General features: G+C 64.0%; 25 protein-coding genes. 18 read left to right on the forward strand and 7 right to left on the reverse strand.

Going from position 1 to position 21,896, the window contains the following annotated elements; genetic code table 11:
* The first annotated feature begins 117 nt into the window (after positions 1–117).
* From DK261_RS03200 to DK261_RS03210, 3 genes are all read left to right on the forward strand, one after another.
* On the forward strand, positions 118–414 hold the full coding sequence (locus DK261_RS03200) for a hypothetical protein (RefSeq protein ID WP_009051442.1): 297 nt from the start codon (positions 118–120) through the stop codon (positions 412–414).
* Between the two features lie 186 nt (positions 415–600).
* Complete coding sequence (locus DK261_RS03205; RefSeq protein ID WP_007926676.1) at positions 601–846, forward strand: TIGR02647 family protein; 246 nt, start codon at positions 601–603, stop codon at positions 844–846.
* Between the two features lie 174 nt (positions 847–1,020).
* Positions 1,021–3,870 (forward strand): class I adenylate cyclase, encoded by a 2,850-nt coding sequence (locus DK261_RS03210; protein ID WP_110175275.1) that lies wholly within the window; start codon positions 1,021–1,023, stop codon positions 3,868–3,870.
* 18 nt (positions 3,871–3,888) lie between these two features.
* Here the strand turns inward: DK261_RS03210 and rnk are convergent, their stop codons facing one another.
* The 3 genes from rnk to cyaY all read right to left on the reverse strand — a co-directional run bounded on the left by rnk (position 3,889) and on the right by cyaY (position 5,020).
* Positions 3,889–4,302 carry a nucleoside diphosphate kinase regulator gene (gene rnk / locus DK261_RS03215; RefSeq protein WP_007926672.1) on the reverse strand — a complete coding sequence of 138 codons (414 nt, stop codon included), beginning with the start codon at positions 4,300–4,302 and terminating at the stop codon, positions 3,889–3,891.
* A 147-nt stretch (positions 4,303–4,449) separates the two neighbouring features.
* Positions 4,450–4,683 (reverse strand): DUF1289 domain-containing protein, encoded by a 234-nt coding sequence (locus DK261_RS03220; protein ID WP_028683671.1) that lies wholly within the window; start codon positions 4,681–4,683, stop codon positions 4,450–4,452.
* Positions 4,684–4,687: 4 nt separating this feature from the next.
* On the reverse strand, positions 4,688–5,020 hold the full coding sequence (gene cyaY / locus DK261_RS03225; protein ID WP_007926670.1) for an iron donor protein CyaY: 333 nt from the start codon (positions 5,018–5,020) through the stop codon (positions 4,688–4,690).
* A gap of 239 nt (positions 5,021–5,259) precedes the next feature.
* On the opposite strand from cyaY, the gene DK261_RS03230 reads away from it, so the two are divergent.
* Genes DK261_RS03230 through DK261_RS03255 form a run of 6 tightly spaced genes read left to right on the forward strand, consistent with a single transcriptional unit; the run spans position 5,260 to position 9,846 of the window.
* A complete protein-coding gene (locus DK261_RS03230) occupies positions 5,260–5,412 on the forward strand; it encodes a lipoprotein (protein WP_007926668.1) in 153 nt (50 codons plus the stop codon).
* 9 nt (positions 5,413–5,421) lie between these two features.
* On the forward strand, positions 5,422–6,669 hold the full coding sequence (gene lysA, locus DK261_RS03235; RefSeq protein WP_110175276.1) for a diaminopimelate decarboxylase: 1,248 nt from the start codon (positions 5,422–5,424) through the stop codon (positions 6,667–6,669).
* 4 nt (positions 6,670–6,673) lie between these two features.
* Complete coding sequence (gene dapF, locus DK261_RS03240) at positions 6,674–7,504, forward strand: diaminopimelate epimerase (RefSeq protein ID WP_009051447.1); 831 nt, start codon at positions 6,674–6,676, stop codon at positions 7,502–7,504.
* Between the two features lie 13 nt (positions 7,505–7,517).
* Complete coding sequence (locus tag DK261_RS03245) at positions 7,518–8,243, forward strand: DUF484 family protein (protein ID WP_009051448.1); 726 nt, start codon at positions 7,518–7,520, stop codon at positions 8,241–8,243.
* A gap of 2 nt (positions 8,244–8,245) precedes the next feature.
* Complete coding sequence (gene xerC, locus DK261_RS03250; protein ID WP_016703181.1) at positions 8,246–9,142, forward strand: tyrosine recombinase XerC; 897 nt, start codon at positions 8,246–8,248, stop codon at positions 9,140–9,142.
* Positions 9,142–9,846, forward strand: a complete 705-nt coding sequence (locus DK261_RS03255; RefSeq protein WP_038635931.1) for an HAD family hydrolase — start codon at positions 9,142–9,144, stop codon at positions 9,844–9,846. The genes xerC and DK261_RS03255 overlap by 1 nt, the downstream gene beginning before the upstream one ends.
* A 97-nt stretch (positions 9,847–9,943) precedes the next feature.
* Here the strand turns inward: DK261_RS03255 and sutA are convergent, their stop codons facing one another.
* The 4 genes from sutA to glnK all read right to left on the reverse strand — a co-directional run bounded on the left by sutA (position 9,944) and on the right by glnK (position 12,718).
* Positions 9,944–10,267 carry a transcriptional regulator SutA gene (gene sutA / locus DK261_RS03260; RefSeq protein ID WP_007926654.1) on the reverse strand — a complete coding sequence of 108 codons (324 nt, stop codon included), beginning with the start codon at positions 10,265–10,267 and terminating at the stop codon, positions 9,944–9,946.
* 102 nt (positions 10,268–10,369) lie between these two features.
* The gene (locus DK261_RS03265) at positions 10,370–10,795 is read right to left on the reverse strand and encodes a secondary thiamine-phosphate synthase enzyme YjbQ (RefSeq protein ID WP_016703180.1); all 426 of its coding nucleotides are present in this window, start codon (positions 10,793–10,795) and stop codon (positions 10,370–10,372) included.
* Positions 10,796–11,006: 211 nt separating this feature from the next.
* Positions 11,007–12,344 carry an ammonium transporter gene (locus DK261_RS03270; protein WP_009051452.1) on the reverse strand — a complete coding sequence of 446 codons (1,338 nt, stop codon included), beginning with the start codon at positions 12,342–12,344 and terminating at the stop codon, positions 11,007–11,009.
* Between the two features lie 35 nt (positions 12,345–12,379).
* Entirely contained in the window at positions 12,380–12,718 is a 339-nt protein-coding gene (gene glnK, locus DK261_RS03275) for a P-II family nitrogen regulator (protein ID WP_002555808.1), read from the reverse strand.
* Positions 12,719–13,134: 416 nt separating this feature from the next.
* On the opposite strand from glnK, the gene DK261_RS03280 reads away from it, so the two are divergent.
* From DK261_RS03280 to DK261_RS03320, 9 genes are all read left to right on the forward strand, one after another.
* Positions 13,135–13,395, forward strand: a complete 261-nt coding sequence (locus DK261_RS03280; RefSeq protein WP_007926648.1) for an accessory factor UbiK family protein — start codon at positions 13,135–13,137, stop codon at positions 13,393–13,395.
* 227 nt (positions 13,396–13,622) lie between these two features.
* Positions 13,623–14,684: a CDP-glycerol glycerophosphotransferase family protein gene (locus DK261_RS03285; RefSeq protein WP_016703178.1), complete on the forward strand. Its 1,062-nt coding sequence runs from the start codon at positions 13,623–13,625 to the stop codon at positions 14,682–14,684.
* Positions 14,685–14,688: 4 nt separating this feature from the next.
* Complete coding sequence (locus tag DK261_RS03290) at positions 14,689–15,216, forward strand: adenylyl-sulfate kinase (RefSeq protein WP_016703177.1); 528 nt, start codon at positions 14,689–14,691, stop codon at positions 15,214–15,216.
* Complete coding sequence (locus DK261_RS03295; protein ID WP_110175277.1) at positions 15,210–15,782, forward strand: hypothetical protein; 573 nt, start codon at positions 15,210–15,212, stop codon at positions 15,780–15,782. The genes DK261_RS03290 and DK261_RS03295 overlap by 7 nt, the downstream gene beginning before the upstream one ends.
* Positions 15,779–16,507: a formyltransferase family protein gene (locus tag DK261_RS03300; RefSeq protein ID WP_110175278.1), complete on the forward strand. Its 729-nt coding sequence runs from the start codon at positions 15,779–15,781 to the stop codon at positions 16,505–16,507. The genes DK261_RS03295 and DK261_RS03300 overlap by 4 nt, the downstream gene beginning before the upstream one ends.
* Positions 16,504–18,903 (forward strand): PEP/pyruvate-binding domain-containing protein, encoded by a 2,400-nt coding sequence (locus DK261_RS03305; RefSeq protein ID WP_110175279.1) that lies wholly within the window; start codon positions 16,504–16,506, stop codon positions 18,901–18,903. Before DK261_RS03300 ends, DK261_RS03305 begins: the two co-directional genes overlap by 4 nt.
* Positions 18,900–19,532 (forward strand): gamma-glutamyl-gamma-aminobutyrate hydrolase family protein, encoded by a 633-nt coding sequence (locus DK261_RS03310; RefSeq protein WP_110175280.1) that lies wholly within the window; start codon positions 18,900–18,902, stop codon positions 19,530–19,532. The genes DK261_RS03305 and DK261_RS03310 overlap by 4 nt, the downstream gene beginning before the upstream one ends.
* 6 nt (positions 19,533–19,538) lie before the next feature.
* Positions 19,539–20,288, forward strand: a complete 750-nt coding sequence (locus DK261_RS03315; RefSeq protein WP_110175281.1) for a phosphocholine cytidylyltransferase family protein — start codon at positions 19,539–19,541, stop codon at positions 20,286–20,288.
* Positions 20,289–20,396: 108 nt separating this feature from the next.
* On the forward strand, positions 20,397–21,890 hold the full coding sequence (locus tag DK261_RS03320) for a YifB family Mg chelatase-like AAA ATPase (RefSeq protein WP_016703171.1): 1,494 nt from the start codon (positions 20,397–20,399) through the stop codon (positions 21,888–21,890).
* Positions 21,891–21,896: the final 6 nt, after the last annotated feature.

Genomic DNA, 21,896 nt, shown 5'->3' on the forward strand with positions numbered 1-21,896 from the left:
CTCCAGGCCGGGTACGGGGTTGGCAGCCACTCTTATAGATCCTCGACAGCCGACTGGCCAGCAGCATCAGGCTCCTGAATACGAGTAAACTGGCGACCTTTCCTTGAGGAGCCTGCCATGAGCGAGCCAACCCCCGACACCCACCAAGACGACAACGACGAAGAAGCGTTCACCGAAAACACCCTGATCGAAGCGATCGAAAACCAGATCGAAAGCGACAACCCACCCGCGGCCAAAGCCACCTTCAACAAGCTGACCCTGGTCGGCTATGAGCGTGACGAAATCCTCAACCTCATGGCCCATGTCCTGGCGGTGGAAATCGACGCGATCCTCGAAGAAGACCGCGCGTTTGATACCCAATGGTACGAAGCCGCGCTGCGTGCCCTGCCCGAGCTGCCGCCCGAGAAGAAGTAAGCCCGCCCCGCCCCGCGCCCGCGCCTGGCCGGCGCGATTGCGGGCCTTGACTACACTGGTACGCGCCCTGCGGCCAAATACCGCCGCCCAGGGGCGTAAAAGTCCGCAGCGGACACTGGACAGGCTGCACAACTGCGGTCACCTTAAGGACGCTGTCGTCTAATTCCTAGAAAGTCTGGAGTCCTTATGTCGTATACCCCTGAGTTGGTTGCCGAACTGGAAATCCTTGCACTCTTCAACCTGGACAGTTCCCAGGAAGGCCTGAAAATCCATCAGACCGCTGCCCCCCAAGCTATCGCCGCCGCACGACGCCTGTTTGAAAAAGAGCTCATTACCCAGCCCGATGGTGGTTACCTGACCAGCCTGGGCCGCGATGCCGCCGAGCATGCCCAAGGCCTGCTGACCATTCTGACGGTCAAAGAAGCCGCCTGAACGCTCTCCCCTACGGCCCTCGGAATCCCCGCCTGTCGGATTCCGCGGGCAAGCTCCAGCGGCATGTTGGAAATCTGACGTCAAAAATAAAATTCAGCTTAAAGCTCGCCCTCGACTGGCTGTAAACTCCTGCGCACAAGACCTCCCACGTTCAAGCTTCGCGAGCCTGTTTGAATGACCCGCACCCATGAAATCCGCCCAGATCTGGACGAGGGAATCGATCGCAAGGTTCTCAGCCAGTTGCGCGCGCGCTTTCTGAAGCTCAACGAGGGGCGCCTGGGCCGGGCCATGGAAGGGTTGTCGCCACGCCAGCAACTGGTGCTCAACCTGTTGCCGCTGTTCTTTCACGTCAACCACCCGCTATTACCGGGCTATGTGTCGGGTGGCACACCGGCCGGGTTGTCGAACTACGAGCCCGACACACCGACGCTCAACGAAGCCCAGCGCCTGACTCGTTCGTTTTCCTACAAGGCCCGCCCCGGCAATGCGCCGCGGCCTATCCACGGTCTGTTCCTGATGGGCAGCCTGGGCACCCTGGCCCAGGCCGACCAGAGCGATATGGACGTGTGGGTCTGCCATGCGCCCGACCTCGGCGAGAACGAACTGGCCGAACTGCGCAAGAAATGCCTGCTGCTGGAAGCCTGGGCCGCCAGCCAGGGCGCCGAGGCGCACTTCTTCCTGATCGACCCCAGCCGCTTTGTCCGTGGCGATCGCGACACCCAGCTGAGCTCCGACGATTGCGGCACCACCCAGCACTACCTGCTGCTGGACGAGTTCTACCGCACCGCCATCTGGCTGGCCGGACGCACGCCGCTGTGGTGGCTGGTGCCGGTGTACGAAGAAGCCCGCTACCACGAATACACCCATACGCTGCTGTCCAAGCGTTTCATCCCCGCCGACGAAAACCTCGACCTTGGCCATCTGGCCCATATTCCGCCGGGCGAATTCATCGGTGCCGGGCTCTGGCAACTGTTCAAGGGCATCGAGTCGCCGTACAAGTCCGTGCTCAAGTTGCTGCTGACCGAGGTCTACGCCAGCGAACACCCGCGGGTGGAATGCCTGAGCCTGCGCTTCAAGCAGGCGGTGTTCGCCAACCGCCTGGACCTCGACGAGCTGGACCCGTACATCGTGGTCTACCGGCGCATCGAGGAATACCTCAAGGCCCGCGGCGAGCCGGAGCGCCTGGAGCTGGTGCGTCGTAGCCTGTACCTGAAGGTCAACCGCAAGCTCACCGGCAACAACGGTGCACGCAACCCGAGCTGGCAGCGCACGCTGCTCGAACGGCTGGCCCACGAATGGGGTTGGGATCAGCGCCAGCTGGCGATGCTCGACAGCCGCAGCCAGTGGAAAGTCCGCCAGGTCAGCGCCGAGCGCCGGGCCCTGGTCAATGAGCTGAATTACAGCTACCGCTTCCTGACCCAGTTCGCCCGTACCGAGCAGACCCTCGGCCTGATCAACAAGCGCGACCTGAATATCCTTGGCCGCCGCCTGTACGCGGCCTTTGAACGCAAGGCCGGCAAGATCGAGTTCATCAACCCCGGTATTGCCCCGGACCTGGCCGAAGACACCCTGACCCTGGTGCAGTCGCCCAACAAGAAAGAGCCGGGACAAACCCACTGGGGGCTGTACAACGGCAGCCTGAATGCCCTGGAGTGGGAACACTTCGCGCCGATCAAGCGCAGCCGCGAACTACTGGAGCTGTTGACCTGGTGCCATCGCAACGGGGTGATCGACAGCAGCACGCGCCTGGCGCTGCACCCGGGCAGCAGCGACCTGAGCGAGTTCGAGCTGTTCAATCTGCTGGGCAGCCTGCAACAGACCATCGCCCTGCCCCTGGGCACCGTCAGCGAAGAACACCTGCTGCACAGCAGCGTGCCCAGCGAAGTGCTGATCCTGGTGAACGTCGGCCGCGACCCGCTCAAGCACCACCGCGACCTGAACATCCTGATGACCACCGAGCGCACCGACTCTTTGAGCTACGCCGGGGTGCGGGAAAACCTGGTGCTGACCCTCGACCAGGTGACGCTCAACAGCTGGAACGAGGTCTTGGTCGGTCGTTACGACGGCGCCCATGCCCTGCTCGACTGCCTGCGCGACTACCTCAACAACCTGCCGCGCGGCCCCGAGCAGCCGAAGCTGCGAGTGCGCTGCTTCTGCCACAACCGCGCGCAGTTCATCGCCCAACGGGTCGAAGAGCTGTTCGACACGGCGCAGAACCTGTTGCTCAGCCAGCTCAATCACCGCTACCTGATCCAGGTGCAGCAGCATTACCACGTGCTGGAACTGGTGCCGGGCCAGGTCAATCATGTGGCGCTGGCGAGCCTGCCGGCGCTGATCGACTACCTGGGCGAAGAGCAGTCGAGCTACAGCCCCCTGCACCTGGACCCGATGGCCCTGGAAGAACACGATTTGGCGCTGATCCTGCCGATGGGCCAGCCTGATTGCATCCAGGTGTTCTACCGCGTCGTCGAGGCTCAGGCCGAGCTGTACGTGCTGGATGAATTCGATGCGCTCTGGCAGCAACGCCTGCCCTACCACGACGAACAGAGCCTGCTGGTGCCCCTGCAACGCTTCCTGCAGTCGATCCTCTATCGGCGCGACGCCCAGCTGCCGATGGAGGCTTCGCAGCCCCTCGTGCCGCTGGACATTTTGTATTACCAGATATTGCCTTCAGGCAGCACAAGGGCCCGTCGAATCGAGCCACGCCCAGCGCCGCAGACGCCGGCGAACAAAGCCTTTTATGACGTGCAGGGCATCATCGGCAAAGCCGCACCGGGGCAGGTACAGGTCACCCTGTATTGCAATCAACGGGAGTTTTCCGAGCTGGAGCATGGCGACCAGTTGTTCGCCGCAGTCGCCCAGGAGATTGTCGGCCAGCGCCGCGAAGCCGAACGCTATCGCTGCTACATCACCGACCTGGACCTGTCCGGCCTGCTCGGTGACCACCACGGCTCAAGCAATCTTTACCTGCGCTACAAGGCCGACCTGGAGCGCGCCTTGAACGACGCGCTCGAGCAGGTCTAGCCGCTCAGAGACGCTTAATCAGAGGTGAAAATCGCCAGCCGCTTCGGGCTGGTATTCCACTTCCAGCAGGGTCAGCTTCAGGGTCTTGCCGCCCGGTGCTGGCCAGTCGATGTACTGCCCGACCTGCAAGCCGAGCAAGGCGCTGCCCACCGGCGCCAGGATAGAGATCCGGCCTTCGTCGGCATTGGCGTCCTGTGGATACACCAGGGTCAGGTGATAGTCCTTGCCGCTGCCCTCTTCGCGGCAATGCACGCGCGAGTTCATGGTCACGACACCGGGCGGGACTTCATCGTGGCCCACCAGGGTTTCGGCGCGATCCAGCTCGGTCTGCAACGCAATGACGCCAGGCAGCGTGTCGTCCAGGCTGTCGATCAGGCGCTCCAGACGCTGCACGTCGAGGCGGGTGAGAATGATGGAAGGTGCGGTGCTCATGATCCAGGCAGACTCCTTTTTTCGGCACAAAAAAGCAAAACCCCGTCTAGATAAGACGGGGTTTTCACCGGCCTCGATGTGGCGAGGCGTAACCGGACACTACCACAGCAGCACAAATAAACAAGCTACCGGATTTAGGGGCCCGGGCTAGCCGGCGCTCGGCGCCGCCGCCCGCTTGCGCTCCAGCGCCTGGCGACAGATGACGCGCCGACGCTCATCGTCCGCCGAGCGCCATTCGCGAATGTCTTCGACATGCCGGAAACAGCCCTTGCAGACTTTTTCCTCGTCCAGCCGGCACAGGCTGATACAGGGCGAGGCCACGGCCGGGCTGACATTGCTGTACAGCGGCTTGGGCGGGCGCACCGGGGCGGTTGGCGTCACGGTCTCAGAGCCCTTCGAACTCGAGCTTGATGTCGGCCTGCTCGAGGACGATGCGCTCGAGCATTTCGCCCAGCTGCTCTTCGCTCTTGTCGCACATCCAGCGCTCGCTTTCTTCGTCGTAGTCGAAGTGGAAGCCACCGGAGCGCGCGGCCAGCCACAGCTGACGCAGCGGTTCCTGGCGGCTGAAGATCACCTGGCTACCGTTTTCGAACTTGACGGTGAGCACACCGGCGGAGCTCTCCAGATCGATATCCAGGTCACTCTCCTCGAAAATGTCCTCCAGCGTCTGCTGGGTGGCATCGACCAGGTCGTGGAAACGGGCTTCAGTCAAACTCATTGCGGGAACCTCGAAAAGTGTCTACTCACGCTCAAGCGCCGCAAGATACGGGCGCATCCGGGCGAATGCAAAGGATACCGATCAAGGGCGCGGACAGCAGAGAAAATATCCCCGCAACCGCCGCGCCCAACCCCTGCGCCCGGGGCAAAGGCCCGCCGGACGGGTGTTCCAGCGCATAGGCAAGCCGTCGGGTGGTCGGTATACTCGGGCGCAATTAACGCATTCTCAAGGATTTCGCCATGAAGCGCCTGATCTCTTCCCTTGCTGCGCTCGTCGCGGTTGCCTGCCTTGTCACTGCCTGCGGTCAAAAAGGCCCGCTGTATCTTCCCGATGACAGCAAATCCCCCGAAGACCAGGGTCACTCGCAGTCGCACAAGCACGACACCAACTAAGGGAACCCCATGGACGCTTTTAACTACCGCGACGGGCAGCTGTTCGCGGAAGGTGTAGCGTTGTCCGCCATTGCCGAACGCTTTGGCACGCCGACCTACGTCTATTCCCGAGCGCATATCGAAGCGCAGTACCACGCGTACGCCGATGCCCTCGCCGGCATGCCGCACCTGGTCTGCTTCGCGGTAAAGGCCAACTCCAACCTGGGTGTACTGAATGTGCTGGCGCGTCTGGGCGCCGGTTTCGACATCGTCTCCCGCGGCGAGCTGGAACGCGTCCTGGCAGCTGGCGGCGCGGCCGACAAGATCGTCTTCTCCGGTGTCGGCAAGACCCGTGACGACATGCGTCGCGCCCTGGAAGTCGGTGTGCACTGCTTCAACGTCGAGTCCAGCGACGAGCTGGAGCGCCTGCAACAGGTCGCCGCCGAACTCAATGTTCGCGCGCCGATCTCGCTGCGGGTCAACCCGGATGTCGACGCGGGCACCCACCCGTACATTTCCACCGGCTTGAAGGAAAACAAGTTCGGTATCGCCATCGCCGATGCCGAAGACGTGTACATCCGCGCGGCCCAGTTGCCGAACCTGGAAGTGGTCGGCGTCGACTGCCATATCGGCTCGCAACTGACCACCCTGGCCCCCTTCATCGATGCCCTCGACCGTCTGCTGGACCTGGTCGACCGCCTGGGCGAATGCGGCATCTACCTGCGCCACATCGACCTCGGTGGTGGCCTGGGCGTGCGTTATCGCGATGAAGAGCCGCCGCTGGCCGCCGACTACGTCAAGGCCGTGCGCGAACGCCTCGACGGCCGCGACCTGGAACTGGTCTTCGAACCCGGCCGCTTCATCGTCGCCAACGCCGGGGTACTGCTGACCCGGGTCGAGTACCTCAAGCACACCGAACACAAGGACTTCGCCATCGTCGACGCGGCAATGAACGACCTGATCCGCCCGGCCCTGTACCAGGCCTGGATGGACGTCAGCGCCGTGCGCCCGCGCAATGGCCAGGCACGTACCTACGATATCGTCGGCCCGATCTGCGAAACCGGCGACTTCCTGGCCAAGGAACGTCAGTTGGCGCTGGAAGAAGGCGATCTGCTGGCCGTGCATTCGGCCGGTGCCTACGGTTTCGTCATGAGCTCCAACTACAACACCCGCGGTCGCGCTGCTGAAGTGCTGGTCGATGGTGAACAGGCTGTTGAAGTGCGTCGCCGCGAGACGGTAGCCGAGTTGTTTGCTGGCGAAAGCCTGCTGCCGGAGTAGAACCATGCTGCTGCGTTTTACCAAGATGCACGGCCTGGGTAATGATTTCATGGTCCTCGACCTGGTCAGCCAGCACGCGCACATCCTGCCCAAACATGCCAAGCAATGGGGCGATCGCAACACCGGTGTCGGTTTCGACCAGTTGCTGATCGTCGAGGCGCCAAGCAACCCGGACGTGGACTTCCGCTACCGGATCTTCAATGCCGACGGCTCCGAAGTGGAGCAGTGCGGCAACGGTGCACGCTGTTTCGCCCGTTTCGTGCTGGACAAGCGCCTGACCACCAAGCGCCAGATCCGCGTCGAGACCAAGAGCGGCATCATCGAACTGGATGTGCGCAACGACGGTCAGATCAGCGTCGACATGGGCGCGCCGCGCCTGGTGCCCGAGCAGATTCCGTTCGTGGCGCCGGCCCAGGCCTTGAGTTACCAGGTCGAAGTCGACGGCCAGAGCGTCGAGCTGGCCGCCGTGTCCATGGGCAACCCCCATGCCGTGCTGCGGGTCAACGACATCAACAGCGCGCCGGTGCATGAGCTGGGACCGAAGATCGAACATCACTCGCGCTTCCCGGCCCGGGTCAATGTCGGCTTTATCCAGGTCATCGACCGTCAGCGCGCGCAGTTGCGGGTCTGGGAACGTGGCGCCGGGGAAACCCAGGCCTGCGGTACTGGCGCCTGCGCCGCCGCAGTGGCCGCGATCAGCCAGGGGTGGATGGATTCGCCGCTATTGATCGACCTGCCGGGCGGGCGCCTGTCCATCGAGTGGGCAGGCCCTGGCCAACCGGTGAAGATGACCGGCCCGGCAGTGCGCGTATACGAAGGACAGGTGCGTCTTTGAATGAGCGAAAACCATGACTGATCAGCCTCAGGTTCCAGCCGAACAGCCCGACGAATCTCCTGCCGAAAACCTCGAGGCGGCGGCGATCGCCGCGTATCTGGAGGCGCATCCGGACTTCTTCGTCGAGCATGAAGAACTGCTCCCGGCGTTGCGCATTCCTCATCAGCGCGGTGACACCATCTCGCTGGTGGAGCGGCAGATGAAGATCCTGCGCGAGCGCAACATCGAGATGCGCCACCGGCTTTCGCAGTTGATGGACGTGGCCCGCGACAACGACCGGCTCTTCGAGAAGACCCGCCGCCTGATTCTCGCGCTGATGGATGCCAACAGCCTGGAAGACGTGGTGATGAGCGTCGAAGACAGTCTGCGCCAGGACTTCCAGGTGCCGTTCGTGAGCCTGATCCTATTCAGCGACAGTGCCATGCCGGTAGGCCGCTGGGTCACCGCCGCCGACGCCCAGACCGCCATCGGTGGCTTGCTGACCGAAGGCAAGAGCGTCAGCGGCAGCCTGCGCGAGCATGAGCTGGACTTCCTGTTCGGCGAAGAACAGCGCCAGCAGATCGGCTCCAGCGCCGTGGTCGCCATCGCCCATCAGGGCATTCACGGCGTGCTGGCCATCGCCAGCCGCGACCCGCAGCACTACAAAAGCTCGGTGGGGACGCTGTTCCTCAGCTACATCGCCGAAGTCATGGGCCGCGTGCTGCCGCGCTTCACTCACTCGCTACGCTCGGTTCGCTGACCATGGAACGACAACTGGACGCCTACTGCGAGCACCTGCGCAGTGAGCGCCAAGTGTCGCCCCATACGCTGCAAGCCTACCGCCGCGACCTGGAAAAAGTGCTGGCCTTCTGTGCCAAGCAGCAGGTTTCCAGCTGGTCCGACCTGGACATCCAGGGCCTGCGCAGCATGATTGCGCGCCTGCACCAGCAGGGCCAATCCTCCCGCAGCCTGGCGCGCCTGCTCTCCGCCGTGCGCGGCCTGTATCACTACCTGAACCGCGAAGGCCTGTGCAATCACGACCCGGCCAATGGCCTGGCGCCGCCCAAGGGCGAGCGTCGCCTGCCCAAGACCCTGGACACCGATCGCGCCCTGCAATTGCTCGATGGCGCGGTGGAGGACGATTTCCTCGCGCACCGCGACCAGGCGATTCTCGAGCTGTTCTACTCCTCCGGGCTGCGCCTGTCGGAGCTGACCAGCCTGGACCTCGAACAACTGGACCTGGCCGACGGCCTGGTGCAGGTGCACGGCAAAGGCAGCAAGACACGGGTCCTGCCGGTCGGCAAAAAGGCCCGCGAGGCGCTGCAACTCTGGCTGCCACTGCGGGCGCTGAGCAATCCGCCGGACGACGCGGTGTTCGTCAGCCAACAGGGCCGGCGCCTGGGCCCCCGGGCGATCCAGCTGCGGGTCAAGGCCGCCGGCGAGCGCGAGCTGGGACAGAACCTGCATCCGCACATGCTGCGACACTCCTTCGCCAGCCACATGCTGGAATCCTCCCAGGACCTGCGCGCCGTACAGGAACTGCTGGGGCACTCGGATATCAAGACCACGCAGATCTATACCCACCTGGACTTCCAGCACCTGGCAGCGGTCTACGACAGCGCCCACCCACGGGCCAAACGCAACAAAGGCGGTGAGTAATGACGATCAAGCTGATCACCTTCGATCTCGACGACACGCTGTGGGATACCGCGCCCGTGATCGTCAGCGCCGAAGCCGTACTGCGCCAGTGGCTGACCGACCACGCTCCGCAGCTGGGCAGCGTACCGGTGGAGCATCTCTGGACCATCCGTGAACGGGTGCTGAACAACGAACCGGGGCTCAAGTACCGCATCAGCGCGCTGCGCCGGCGGGTGCTGTTTCATGCGCTGGAGGAAGCCGGCTACGACCAGGGCCAGGCCAATGCCCTGGCTGACCAGAGTTTTGAAGTGTTCCTGCATGCCCGGCATCAGCTCGATATCTTTCCCGAGGTACAACCGACCCTGGAAGCATTGGCCAACCACTTCGCGCTGGGCGTGGTCACCAATGGCAACGCCGATGTGCGCCGCCTGGGGCTGGCGGATTACTTCAAGTTCGCCCTGTGCGCCGAAGACATCGGCATCGCCAAGCCCGATGCACGGCTGTTTCACGAGGCCCTGCAACGGGGCGAGGCGACGCCGGACACCGCCGTGCACATCGGCGACCACCCGGGCGACGACATCGCCGGGGCGCAGCAGGCCGGCTTGCGGGCCATCTGGTTCAACCCGGCCGGCAAGGTCTGGGAGGCCGAGCGGCTGCCGGACGCGGAAATCCGCAGCCTGACCGAACTGCCGAAACTGCTGGCGCGCTGGCACAGCGGCGCCTGATAGCTCGATCACCGCAATACGGTGTCATTGCCCAACAAGCGCCCATGAAAAAGCCCGCAGCGACGGCGGGCTTTTTCAGCAAGCAAGTGGCGGGCGCTTAGATAGGCCGGCTACCGTACTTGTTATCAGGCTTCTTGGGCGGATCGGCAACCACATTGGCCTCGACTTCCTGCACTTTACCGCCACGGGCCAGGAACTCCTCCATGGCGCGCGCCAGTGCATCACGCTCTTTGTTCTTGGCTTCGACACTCGGCAACTCGTCTACCGAGACGGCAGCCTTGGCCTTGCCTTTGGCGGTCGGGGCAGGAACATCACTGCCATCGTCTTCCGCCACATCGTCGGCGGCCGCTTCAAGACCTTCTTCGGTTTCGTCTTCGTCGCCTACTTCGAGGTCGTCGTTTTCCAGATCATCGTCGCTCATGTTCTACCTCATGACTTGCGAAAAGCAGATTAGTTATAGCCCAGCTGAGCCGACTGTCGAAGGCCGCTGGAAAAAAATCAACATCCACTGATAACCAGCGGCTTATGCCTTATCACCGTGCAAGGTGGCAAGGACTTTGCGGGCACCGCCATGATCGCGATGCTCGCCCAGATAAACGCCTTGCCAGCTGCCTAACGCCAAGCGACCTGCCGATACCGGCAAGCTCAATTGACAGCCTAGCAAACTGGCCTTGAAGTGCGCCGGCAGATCATCGGGCCCTTCGTCGTCATGTTCATACCCGGCCATGCCTTGCGGCACCAGGGTGTTGAAAAAACGCTCGAAGTCACGACGAACCGCAGGGTCGGCATTCTCGTTGATGGTCAACGAGGCCGAGGTATGCTGCAGCCACAAATGCAACAGACCGACCCGGCATGCCTTCAGTTCAGGCAGGCCGGCGAGCAACTCGTCCGTTACCAGATGAAAGCCCCGGGGCCTTGCCCGCAGGGTAATCAGAGTCTGTTGCCACATACAGTTCTCCGCACATTCGGCGCGCATTCTAGCGCGCTCTGGGAAAAAACAAAGTGCCGAATATTCCTCCAATGCTGTAAGTCATTGACCCGAAAAAAAAGCGCTCATCAAACTGGCTGACAAGCTCTGGGAAAAACCTTTCAGCTGTCTCTCAATGACAAAACGCAGACAAAAAAATGCCCGGCAAGCCGGGCATTTTTTTCAGGCGAAATTACAGGTTGTAACCACGCTCGTTGTGTTGCGCCAGGTCGAGGCCGACCGACTCTTCTTCCTCGGTGACACGCAGCCCGATGACCACATCCAGCACCTTGAGGATGATGAAGGTGACGATCGCGGTGTAGATCACCGTGAAGCCCACGCCTTTGCACTGGATCCACACTTGTGCGGCGATGTCGGTCACGGTGCCGAAGCCGCCCAGCGATGGCGCGGCAAACACGCCGGTGAGGATCGCGCCGAGGATACCGCCGATACCGTGCACGCCGAAGGCGTCCAGGGAGTCGTCGTAGCCCAGTTTGCGTTTCAGGGTGGTCGCGCAGAAGAAGCACACCACGCCCGCAGCCAGGCCGATCACCAGGGCGCCCATCGGGCCTACGGTGCCAGCGGCAGGCGTGATCGCCACCAGGCCGGCAACCACACCCGAGGCGATGCCCAGGGCGCTTGGCTTACCGTGGGTCAGCCATTCGGCGAACATCCAGCCCAGCGCCGCGGCGGCGGTGGCGATCTGGGTCACCAGCATCGCCATGCCGGCGGTGCCGTTGGCGGCGGCGGCGGAACCGGCGTTGAAGCCGAACCAGCCGATCCACAGCATGGCCGCGCCCATCAGGGTGTAACCCAGGTTGTGCGGCGCCATCGGGGTGGTCGGGAAGCCTTTACGCTTGCCCAGCACCAGGCAAGCCACCAGGCCGGCGATACCGGCGTTGATGTGCACCACGGTGCCGCCGGCGAAGTCCAGCACGCCCCAGTCCCACATCAGGCCGCCGTTGCCGGACCAGACCATGTGCGCGATCGGCGCGTAGACCAGGGTGAACCAGATGGCCATGAAGATCAGCATGGCGGAGAACTTCATCCGCTCGGCGAAGGCACCGACGATCAGCGCCGGGGTAATGATGGCGAAGGTCATCTGGAAGGTGATGAACACCGCCTCGGGGAACAGCGCCGCCGGGCCGGTCAGGCTCGCCGGGGTGACGCCGGCCAGGAAGGCCTTGCCCATGCCGCCGACGAAGGAGTTAAAGTTGACGACGCCCTGCTCCATGCCGGTGGTGTCGAACGCGATGCTGTAGCCATAAATGACCCACAGGATGCTGATCAGACCGGTAATGGCGAAGCACTGCATCATCACGGAAAGAATGTTTTTCGAGCGCACCATGCCGCCGTAGAACAGCGCCAGGCCGGGAATGGTCATGAACAGCACCAGGGCCGTCGAGGTCAGCATCCAGGCGGTATCGCCGGAATTGAGGACTGGGGCTGCCACTTCGTCCGCCGCCATGGCCAGGCCAGGCATTACGAGGGACAACAGGGCTCCTAGCCCTGCGATTTTACGCAGAGTCATATTGTTTTCTCCTGGGGCGTTGGGTTTGGGGCGGCTTAGATGGCGTCGGTATCGGTTTCGCCGGTACGGATGCGAATAGCCTGTTCCAGATTGACCACGAAGATCTTGCCGTCACCGATCTTGCCGGTGTTGGCGGCCTTGGTTATCGCCTCGATGACCCGATCAAGATCCTTGTCGTCGATGGCGACGTCGATCTTCACCTTGGGCAGGAAGTCGACTACGTACTCCGCGCCGCGATACAGCTCGGTGTGCCCCTTCTGCCGGCCGAAGCCTTTGACCTCAGTAACGGTAATGCCCTGCACGCCGATCTCGGACAGCGACTCGCGCACGTCGTCCAACTTGAACGGCTTGATGATGGCAGTGACTAGCTTCATGAAACTTTCTCCCGAATTGGTGGACTTGCCCCAGGAAAACAAACCCGACTCAAGTCTAAGCGCAGTGCCTGGCTTTGTAACGCATCGTCGGCCTTCCTCGACCAGACCGACGCCAGCTAACCGCTGCCGACGAAACACTTCCCCGCTCCGCCTGCCGCACTGCATTCGTCACAGCGACTGCATCAGTGCATGGGTCATCAGCGACTAAGCAGAAACCTTGCCATCTCATGAAAACCCACTGATTTCAGTCCCTTGGCCGCCGCCACGGAGACCACTTCGCCATCATCGCCACGGATACGCACAACAACGGTGCGCCACTGCCCGGCGCAATGCGCGAAAAGCGTGCATCCCCGCCTGCCAATTGACTATAGACAGTGCGTGATACACTGCCCGCCATTGTTTTCAGGACACCTCCCATGCTCGCGCCCAAAGACCTCCTCGATGCCCTGAGCGGCCATGCCGCCCGCCTGTTCAGCGGCGATACCCCACTGCCCCGCGCCGAAATCGAAAGCCAGTTCAAGGCCCTGCTGCAAAGCGGCTTCAGCAAGCTGGACCTGGTCAGCCGGGAAGAATTCGACAGCCAGATGGTCGTCCTGGCCCGCACCCGCGCCCGCCTGGAAAGCCTCGAGGCGAAGGTGGCCGAGCTGGAAGCGAAGCTCAATCCGAGCGAGCAATAACCAACTCGACCGCGCTCCTGCGCATAGGCTCGACCGGGCAGCACCTGCCATCGGTCGAGCCGGGCCCTGCCAGCAAAGATTTTCCGCCCCGCCCGTTCATTTCCCCCCTACTCCGCCGATAACATGTCCAGCGTTTGCGATCCTGGCCCCCCTTGGGCGAGTCATGCCCCGCAACACCGCCAAGCAACGCGAACGCTTGCCTCGACTTAATTGCACCAGGTAGCCCTATGACCGCGCCAAAACCCTTCAGCCGCTTGGCCTTCTTCGTTCATACCGCCGAGATGCTCAATCACTATCAGGCGGTCTGGAGCCTGCTCGGGGCCGACGCTTTCGACGTGGTCCTGCATGGCACCCATGAAGAGCGCGCGCAAAGCCGCGAACTGATCGGCGGCCTGGGCTACAGCTGCCACGGCAGCCTGGATGTGATCAAGGCCAATCACCGCTATGACGTGGTGGTCTCCAACCACAGCATGTACGACCACGGCTCACAGCCGATGATCAAGGCGCTGGGCCATCGGCAGGTGCGCTTCATGTACGCCCTGGGCAAGTACAAACACAACTTTTCCAGTTGGAACCGGCACTACGACCTGATTCTGTGTTTCGGCCCCTGGCAGGCCGAGCGCCTGCGCGAATGCTGCGATGCCGTGACCTTCCAGATGGGTTACCCGCGCTACGACGCCTACTTCCGCGAAACCTCGCTGCAAGGCCAGCACCCGGCGGACCTGGCCCTGGACCCGACGAAAAAGACCGTGCTGTGGCTGCCGACCTGGATGGAGCTGTCGTCGATCAGCCGCTTCGCCGACGCCATGGCCGGGTTGTGCGATCGCTACAACGTCATCGTGAAGACCCATCCGCTGTCGGCCGAGGCCGATCCCGAGGCGCTGAAACTGCTTGAGCAATACCCGTTCACCGCGGTGATTACCCGCGTCTACGACAACCTCACCCTGTTCCGCTGCGCCGACTATGTGGTTTCGGACTACGGCGGAACCGCGTTCGGCGCCCTGTACCTGGACAAGAACCTGCTGCTGTTGAACGTACCGGACGCCGAGCAGGACGCGCTGACCGGCGAGGAGTCGCCCGATGTGCTGCTGCGCAATGACATCGTCAACCTCGACCCCGAGGCGCGCTGGCAACTGGCCGACCTGCTGGGGGACGAGAGCCTCTGGCAACAGCAGGCCGCAGTCCGTCAGCGCCTGCGTCGCCATTACTTCGCTCCCAGCTATGGTTTCTCGGCGGAGCTGGCGGTACTGGCGCTGCGCAACATCGAAAACATACTCAAGCAGGGGTGAAGCCATGGTGATCTGGCTGGTCGGCATGTCAGGAGCGGGCAAAACCACGATTGGCCGGGCCCTGTATGCCAGCCTGAAAGCGCAGCGGCCGCAGACCGTGTTCGTCGACGGCGACGAGATTCGCGCGCTGTTTCGCCATGACCAGCGGGCGGATGCCTACAGCGTCGCCGGACGGCGGGTCAACGCCGAACGGATCCAGGCCCTGTGCGGCTGGCTCGATGGCCAGGGCATCGATGTGGTCTGCTGCATCCTGTCGATGTTCCAGGACATCAGCGACGACAACCGCCAGCGTTTCTCCAGCTACCGGGAAGTGTTCGTCGATGTGCCGCTGAGCACCCTGGTCAGCCGTGACAACAAGGGGCTGTATCAGTCCGCCCTGCGTGGCGAACAGAGCAACGTGGTGGGCGTGGACATCGAATACCCGCCGCCGCAACGCCCGGACCTGGTGTTGCACAACCGTCACGAGCCCGACGATATTCCTGGCTACGTGGAACGCATTCGCCAGCTCTGTGGGTATCCACTGTCATGCTGAACTACGTCTACAGCGACGGGGACCTGCTGGAAAACCCACAGACCTACCGTTACAGCAGCTTCCAGGGCGAAGCCTTAGTCGACGCCTGGCGCACCTCGCGCCTGGCTGCGTGCGCCCACTTGCCGGCGCCGGCCTTGCCCACGCTGCATCCACAAGGCCCGGCGCACGCCGAGGACAGCACGGCGCTGCTGAGCCACCTGTGCCTGGAAATGCGCGCGGGCGCCGGAGTCTCCGGCCCGCTGGCAGCCTACTGGCTGCCGCGCCTGCTGAAGAAATTCGAAGTGAGCAAACGCCTGTATACCGGCTACGAAGCCGCGGCTCCGCACCGTCCGCTGCCCCACGGCAGCTACGGGTCCGTACCGCCTTATCTGCTGCTGGCCGAGTGCATGCTGCACGGCTGGCAAGCGAGCGGCGCGGCCTATTACCTCAGTGGCCTGCTCAAGCTGACGGACACCCTGGTGTCGCAGCAGGGCCGCCTCGACCCGGACCAGGGCGCCTACCTGGCCTGGCTGCTGACCCAGGAACAACAGGTGCTGGCCACCGTCGCCCGGGAGGCCGGCCTATGAGTCGCGTCCGCCTGCTGATCCTCTGCGCCCGCACCGCGCGCTCGGTCGCCTACCTGCAAGGCATGGCGGCAGCCGGTATCGAACCTGACGCGGTAATTGTCTACGGCCAGGGCGGCGGCGCGTTGCAGACCACCCGCGAGTTGCAGGTACAGCCACTTGCAGGGTTGTTCTGCCCGGACCTGAGCCAGGACCTCGACACCTGCCTGGCCACCCTGGGCTGGCCCCACGAGGTGTGCCCGGCCCAGGCCCTCGACGACCCGCAGCTGCTCACACTGATCGCCCGCCAGGCGCCGGACCTGCTGGTCTACTCTGGGTACGGCGGGCAACTGGTGCCGGCGGCCCTCTTGAGTCGTTACCCGGTGCTGCATATCCATTCCGGCTGGCTGCCGGATTATCGTGGCAGCACCACCTTGTACTACCAGATCATCGAACAGCGTGAATGCGCCGCCAGCGCCCTGCTGCTCGACGAGCAGATCGACACCGGCCCGGTGCTGGCGCGCAAGGCTTATCCGCTGCCGCCGCCAGGCATGGACGTCGACTACCTGTATGACAATGCGATCCGCGCCGACCTGCTGGTACAAGTCCTGAGCCACTGGCGTCGCGAAGGCGCCCAGGCCCTGCGACCCCTGCCGGCCGAGGCCGAGAAGCCGCCTTACTTCATCATTCACCCGTTGCTCAAGCACCTGGCCCTGTTGGCGGTGGACAAGCACGAGGACGCGCCATGAACCAGGCCGCCGCGAACACCATTCGTTTCGGGACCAAGTCCGAAACCCTGGAGCGCCTGCAGCCGCGGGTCATCCGCTCGCGGATCCTGCCGCTGTACTTCTTCACCGCGCGGCAGTGGCTTGATGCCCCCGCGAACGTGCTGCAGAACATCGCCAGGATGGAGCATGGCGGTTGCGTGATCGTGCGCAGCAGCGCGCAGAACGAAGACAGCGTCAACAGTTCCATGGCCGGCCTGTTCACCAGTTGCCTGAATGTCAGTATCACCGACCCTCGGGCCTTGAGCGTCGCCATCGAACAGGTGATCGCGTCCTTTGCCGAGCACCGCTGCGAGGACAACCAGGTTCTGGTCCAGCCGATGCTGACCTCGATCCAGATGAGCGGCGTGGTGATGACCCACGACCTGGAGCATGGCGCCCCTTATTACGTGGTGAACTACGACGACGAGAGCGGCCTGACCGATACCATCACCGGCGGCCAGGGCATCCAGAAAACCGTGCTGGTCTACCGCAACACCGAGAGTGCCCAGTTGCGCTCGCCACGCCTGCAGGCAGTGATCGACGCCTGCAGGGAGCTGGAAACGCTCTGCGGCAACGTGCCGCTGGACATCGAATTCGCCGTCGACCACCACCAGCAGGTGTATGTGTTGCAGGTACGGCGCATCACCCTGTGCAACACCTGGCATCCGGTCACCGAACGGCGGGTGGCGCGCCAGCTCGAGCACATCCAGCGCTTCCTGGGCAAACGCCTGGCGCCCCAGACTGGTCTGTATGGCGACAGCACCTTGCTGGGGGTGATGCCCGACTGGAACCCGGCGGAAATCATCGGCACCACTCCGCGCCCGCTGGCGGCCTCGTTGTATCGGCGCCTGGTGACCGATTCGACCTGGCGCGAAGCGCGCGCCCTGATGGGCTATCACCACCCGCGGCACCAGGCGCTGATGGTGATGCTAGGCCATCACCCGTATATCGACGTGCGCTGCAGCTTCAACTCGTTCCTGCCGGCGGGCCTGGAGCCGGGGGTGTGCACCAGGCTGGTCAACGCCTGGCTGCAGCGCCTGCAAGCCCACCCGCAATGGCACGACAAGGTCGAGTTCGAAGTCGTCCAGACCTGCCTGGACTTCACCTTCGACGCCGACTTCGCCGAGCGTTATGGCGACAGCCTCAGCGCCGCCGAGCAACGGGCCTATCGCTCGGCCCTCGACCAACTGACGCTGCGCGCGCTGAGCGGTAACGGCGCCGGCGCGCTGCCGCCCTTGCTGGACCAGGTGCGCGCCCACGAGCGCCAGCAGCAACGCCGGCGTCTCGATGCCATTCCAGCCGACCTCGACAGCATCCACCGCCTGCTGCTGGACTGCCGCGAGCAAGGCACGCTGCCGTTCGCCATGCTCGCCCGGCATGCATTCATCGCCGAAGCCCTGCTGCGCTCGGCCTGCCGCCGTGGCGCCCTGAGCAACGAGCGCCTGCTGGCCTGGAAGCAGTCGATCCACACCGTCACCACCGAACTGACGCGCGAATACGCCCAGGTCTGCGCCGACGTCCGGACACTGCCAGCCTTTGTCGCCAAGTTCGGCCATCTGCGTCCCGGTACCTACGACATCACCTCATTGCGTTATGACGAGCGCCACGACCTGTTCGCTGCCGCGACCGTCGAGCTGGGTCATGGCGAGAGTTCGCAAGCAACCTTCCAACTGCACCCCGAAGAGCGCCAGGCCCTGCAGCAGTTGATCGACGAACAAGGCTGGCCGCTGTCGACCGAACACTTGCTGGACTATGCCAGCCAGGCCATCCAGGCCCGGGAGTACGCCAAGCTGGTGTTCACCCGGGACCTGTCCGACGCCCTGCAACTGCTGGTGAGTTGGGGCGCCGACGTTGGCCTGGCCAGGGAAGACCTGTCCTTTCTCGATATCCACCCGCTGCTCGACAGCCTCACCACGCCGCTGATGGACGACACCGACCGGGTCCTGCTGGAGTCGGCCAGCCAGGCGCGCCGCAGTTATGAACAGGGCATCTCGCTGAAGCTCGGGCACCTGATCAGCGCCGTCGACGATGTGTTCGTGGCGCCGCTGCATCGCAGCCTGCCCAACTTCATCACCCGGCAGAACGTCGAAGCCGTCGGCATGGAACTGCGCCAGGACACCCCGGCCTCGGCGCCGCTCAAGGGCAAGATCGTCTGCATCGAAAATGCCGACCCCGGCTATGACTGGGTCTTCACCCGCGGCATCGCCGGGCTGGTCACCCAATACGGCGGGGCCAACTCGCACATGGCCATCCGCTGCGCCGAGTTCGGCATTCCAGCGGCCATCGGTTGTGGCGAACAGCTGTTCAACCGGATCCTGCGCAGCCCGCGCATCGCCCTCAATTGTCGCGACAAGACCCTGAACCCGGTGCAGCCATGAAACGCCTCGGCATCACCCTGAGAACCTGCAACCCGCAGGCCTATCACGAACCGCGCGACGGCCTGGCCAGGGACTGGTACCGCTTTTTTGCCGAACTCGGCTGCGGCAATCAATGGCTGCTGCTGCCCAACCTGGGCGAGGACACCGTGGCCTATGCCCGTGCCCAGGGCGTGCAAGGCGTGATCTTCAGCGGTGGCGACGACCTCGGCGGCGACCCGTTGCGCGACCGGAGCGAACAGGCGCTGCTGGCCCATTGCGTGGCCGAGCGGCTGCCGGTGCTGGGGGTCTGCCGCGGGTTGCAACTGATCCACAGCTTTTTCGGCGGCCGGCTGGCCGATGCCGACCGCGACGTGCACGTCGCGCAACGTCACCTCATCACCTTGCTGGCCGCCGACGAGCTGCCCTGGCTACCGGGCCAGGCCGCTTCGCGCTCGGTCAATTCCTTCCACGGCAAACAGTTGCTCGACCCGCTGCCCGCCACCCTGCGCCCCTGGGCCCTGGACGCAGCCGGAACCTGCGAGGCCCTGGTGCATACCAGCCTCAAGGTGGCCGGCATCATGTGGCATCCCGAGCGCGAAGCAACGCTGGACGAAGCCGATCGACAACTGTGCCAATGGCTCTTTGAGTGACCTGACATGAAAGCCGTAATTCTCGCCGCCGGCCGCGGCTCCCGCCTGAAACACCTGACCGCCGCGCAACCCAAGCCCCTGGCCCGCCTGGCTGGCAAGCCGCTGCTCGAATGGCAACTGCAAGCCCTGGAAAACGCCGGTGTCGACGAGGTGCATCTGGTCAGCGGTTATTGCAGCGAAGCCCTTGAAGGCTATGGCCAGAGCCGGCTGTACAACCCGCATTGGGCCAGCAGCAACATGGTGCGCAGCCTGATACGCGCCGATGCCCTGCTATCCAGCGAACCGACCCTGGTGTGCTACGGCGATATCGTCTACCGCCCGGACATCGTCCGTGACCTGATGGCCTCCCAGGCCCCCCTGAGCATCACCTACGACCTCGACTGGTGGGACCTGTGGTCGGCGCGCTCCGATGATCCCCTCAGCGACGCCGAAAGCTTCCGTCAACAGGCTGGCCAGTTGCTGGGTATCGGTGAAAGGGTCGCCAGCCGCGAGGAAATCGAGGGCCAATACATGGGCCTGCTGAAATTCACCCCCGCAGGATGGCGCCAGGTCCGGGCACTGCTGTCCGGCATGAGCGCCCCGCAGATCGACAAACTGGACATGACCAGCCTGCTGCGTGCCCTGCTCCAGGCCGGCACCGCCATCGCCACCGTGGCCATTCGCGGCGGTTGGGTGGAAGTCGACAATCAGTCGGACATCGCCCTGTACGAACAGCGCATCGCCCAACCGGGCTGGTCCCACGACTGGCGCGGCTGAGCCGCCCGCCGCAACATCCTGAGTCTATTTGCTGGTGCGGCGTAGCCTCGGCCGGGGCTAGGCTTGCACAACCGCAGGACGCGGTTTCCCAGCCTCAAGGAACGAGTCATGTCTCTGGCCATTGTCCACAGCCGTGCCCAGACCGGCGTGCAAGCGCCGGCCGTTTCGGTCGAAGTCCATCTGGCCAACGGCCTCCCGGCCCTGACCCTGGTGGGCCTGCCTGAAGCGGCGGTCAAGGAAAGCAAGGACCGGGTGCGCAGCGCCATTCTCAATGCCGGCTTCGATTTTCCGGCCCGGCGCATCACCCTCAACCTCGCCCCGGCCGACCTGCCCAAGGACGGCGGGCGCTTCGACCTGGCAATTGCCCTGGGCATTCTTGCCGCCAGCGTGCAGGTGCCGACACTGGCCCTGGAGAATGTCGAATGCCTGGGCGAGCTGGCGCTTTCCGGCGCGGTTCGCCCGGTGCGCGGCGTGCTGCCGGCGGCCCTGGCCGCGCGCCAGGCCGGCCGCATGCTGATGGTGCCGCGCGCGAATGCCGAGGAAGCCTGCCTGGCCTCAGGACTGAAGGTGATTGCCGTCGAGCATTTGCTGGAAGCCGTCGCTCACTTCAACGGCCACACCCCGATCGAGCCCTATGCCTCGGACGGCCTGCTCTACCAGAACCGCCCCTATCCCGACCTGAATGAAGTGCAGGGCCAACTGGCTGCCAAACGCGCGCTGCTGGTGGCCGCGGCCGGTGCGCACAACCTGCTGTTCAGCGGCCCACCAGGCACCGGCAAGACCTTGCTGGCCAGCCGCCTGCCCGGCCTGTTGCCGCCGCTGGAGGAGCAGGAAGCCCTGGAAGTGGCCGCCATCCAATCGGTCACCAGTCACATTCCCTTGAGCCATTGGCCGCAACGGCCCTTCCGTCAACCTCATCACTCGGCTTCTGGACCGGCGCTGGTGGGGGGAGGCTCGAAACCGCAACCCGGGGAAATCACACTCGCCCATCACGGTGTGCTGTTCCTCGATGAATTGCCGGAATTTGATCGCAAGGTGCTGGAGGTGCTGCGCGAGCCGCTGGAGTCGGGGCAGATCGTCATTGCCCGGGCCCGTGACCGGGTGCATTTTCCCGCGCGTTTCCAGTTGGTGGCGGCGATGAATCCCTGCCCCTGTGGATATCTGGGCGAACCCAGTGGCCGCTGCCGCTGCACCCCAGAGCAGATCCAGCGTTATCGCAACAAGCTCTCCGGGCCGCTGCTCGACCGTATCGACCTGCACCTGACCGTGGCCCGGGAAAGCACGGCCCTCAACCCCAAGCCCCAGGCTGGGGACAACACCGCGCAAGCCGCGGCCCTGGTGGCCCGCGCCCGAGAGCGGCAACAGCGACGCCAGGGTTGTGCCAATGCTTTTCTCGATCTGCCGGGCCTGCGCCGACATTGCCAGTTATCCACAACCGACGAGCGCTGGCTGGAAACCGCCTGCGAACGCCTGACCTTGTCCCTGCGCGCCGCCCACCGCCTGCTCAAGGTCGCCCGCACCCTGGCGGACCTCGAGCAGGTCGAGCAGATCAGCCGCGAGCACCTGGCCGAAGCGCTGCAATACCGGCCGGCCGCGAGCTGAAGAGGA

The organism is Pseudomonas sp. RW409 (assembly GCF_003184125.1).
GTDB lineage: Bacteria > Pseudomonadota > Gammaproteobacteria > Pseudomonadales > Pseudomonadaceae > Aquipseudomonas > Aquipseudomonas chlororaphis_I.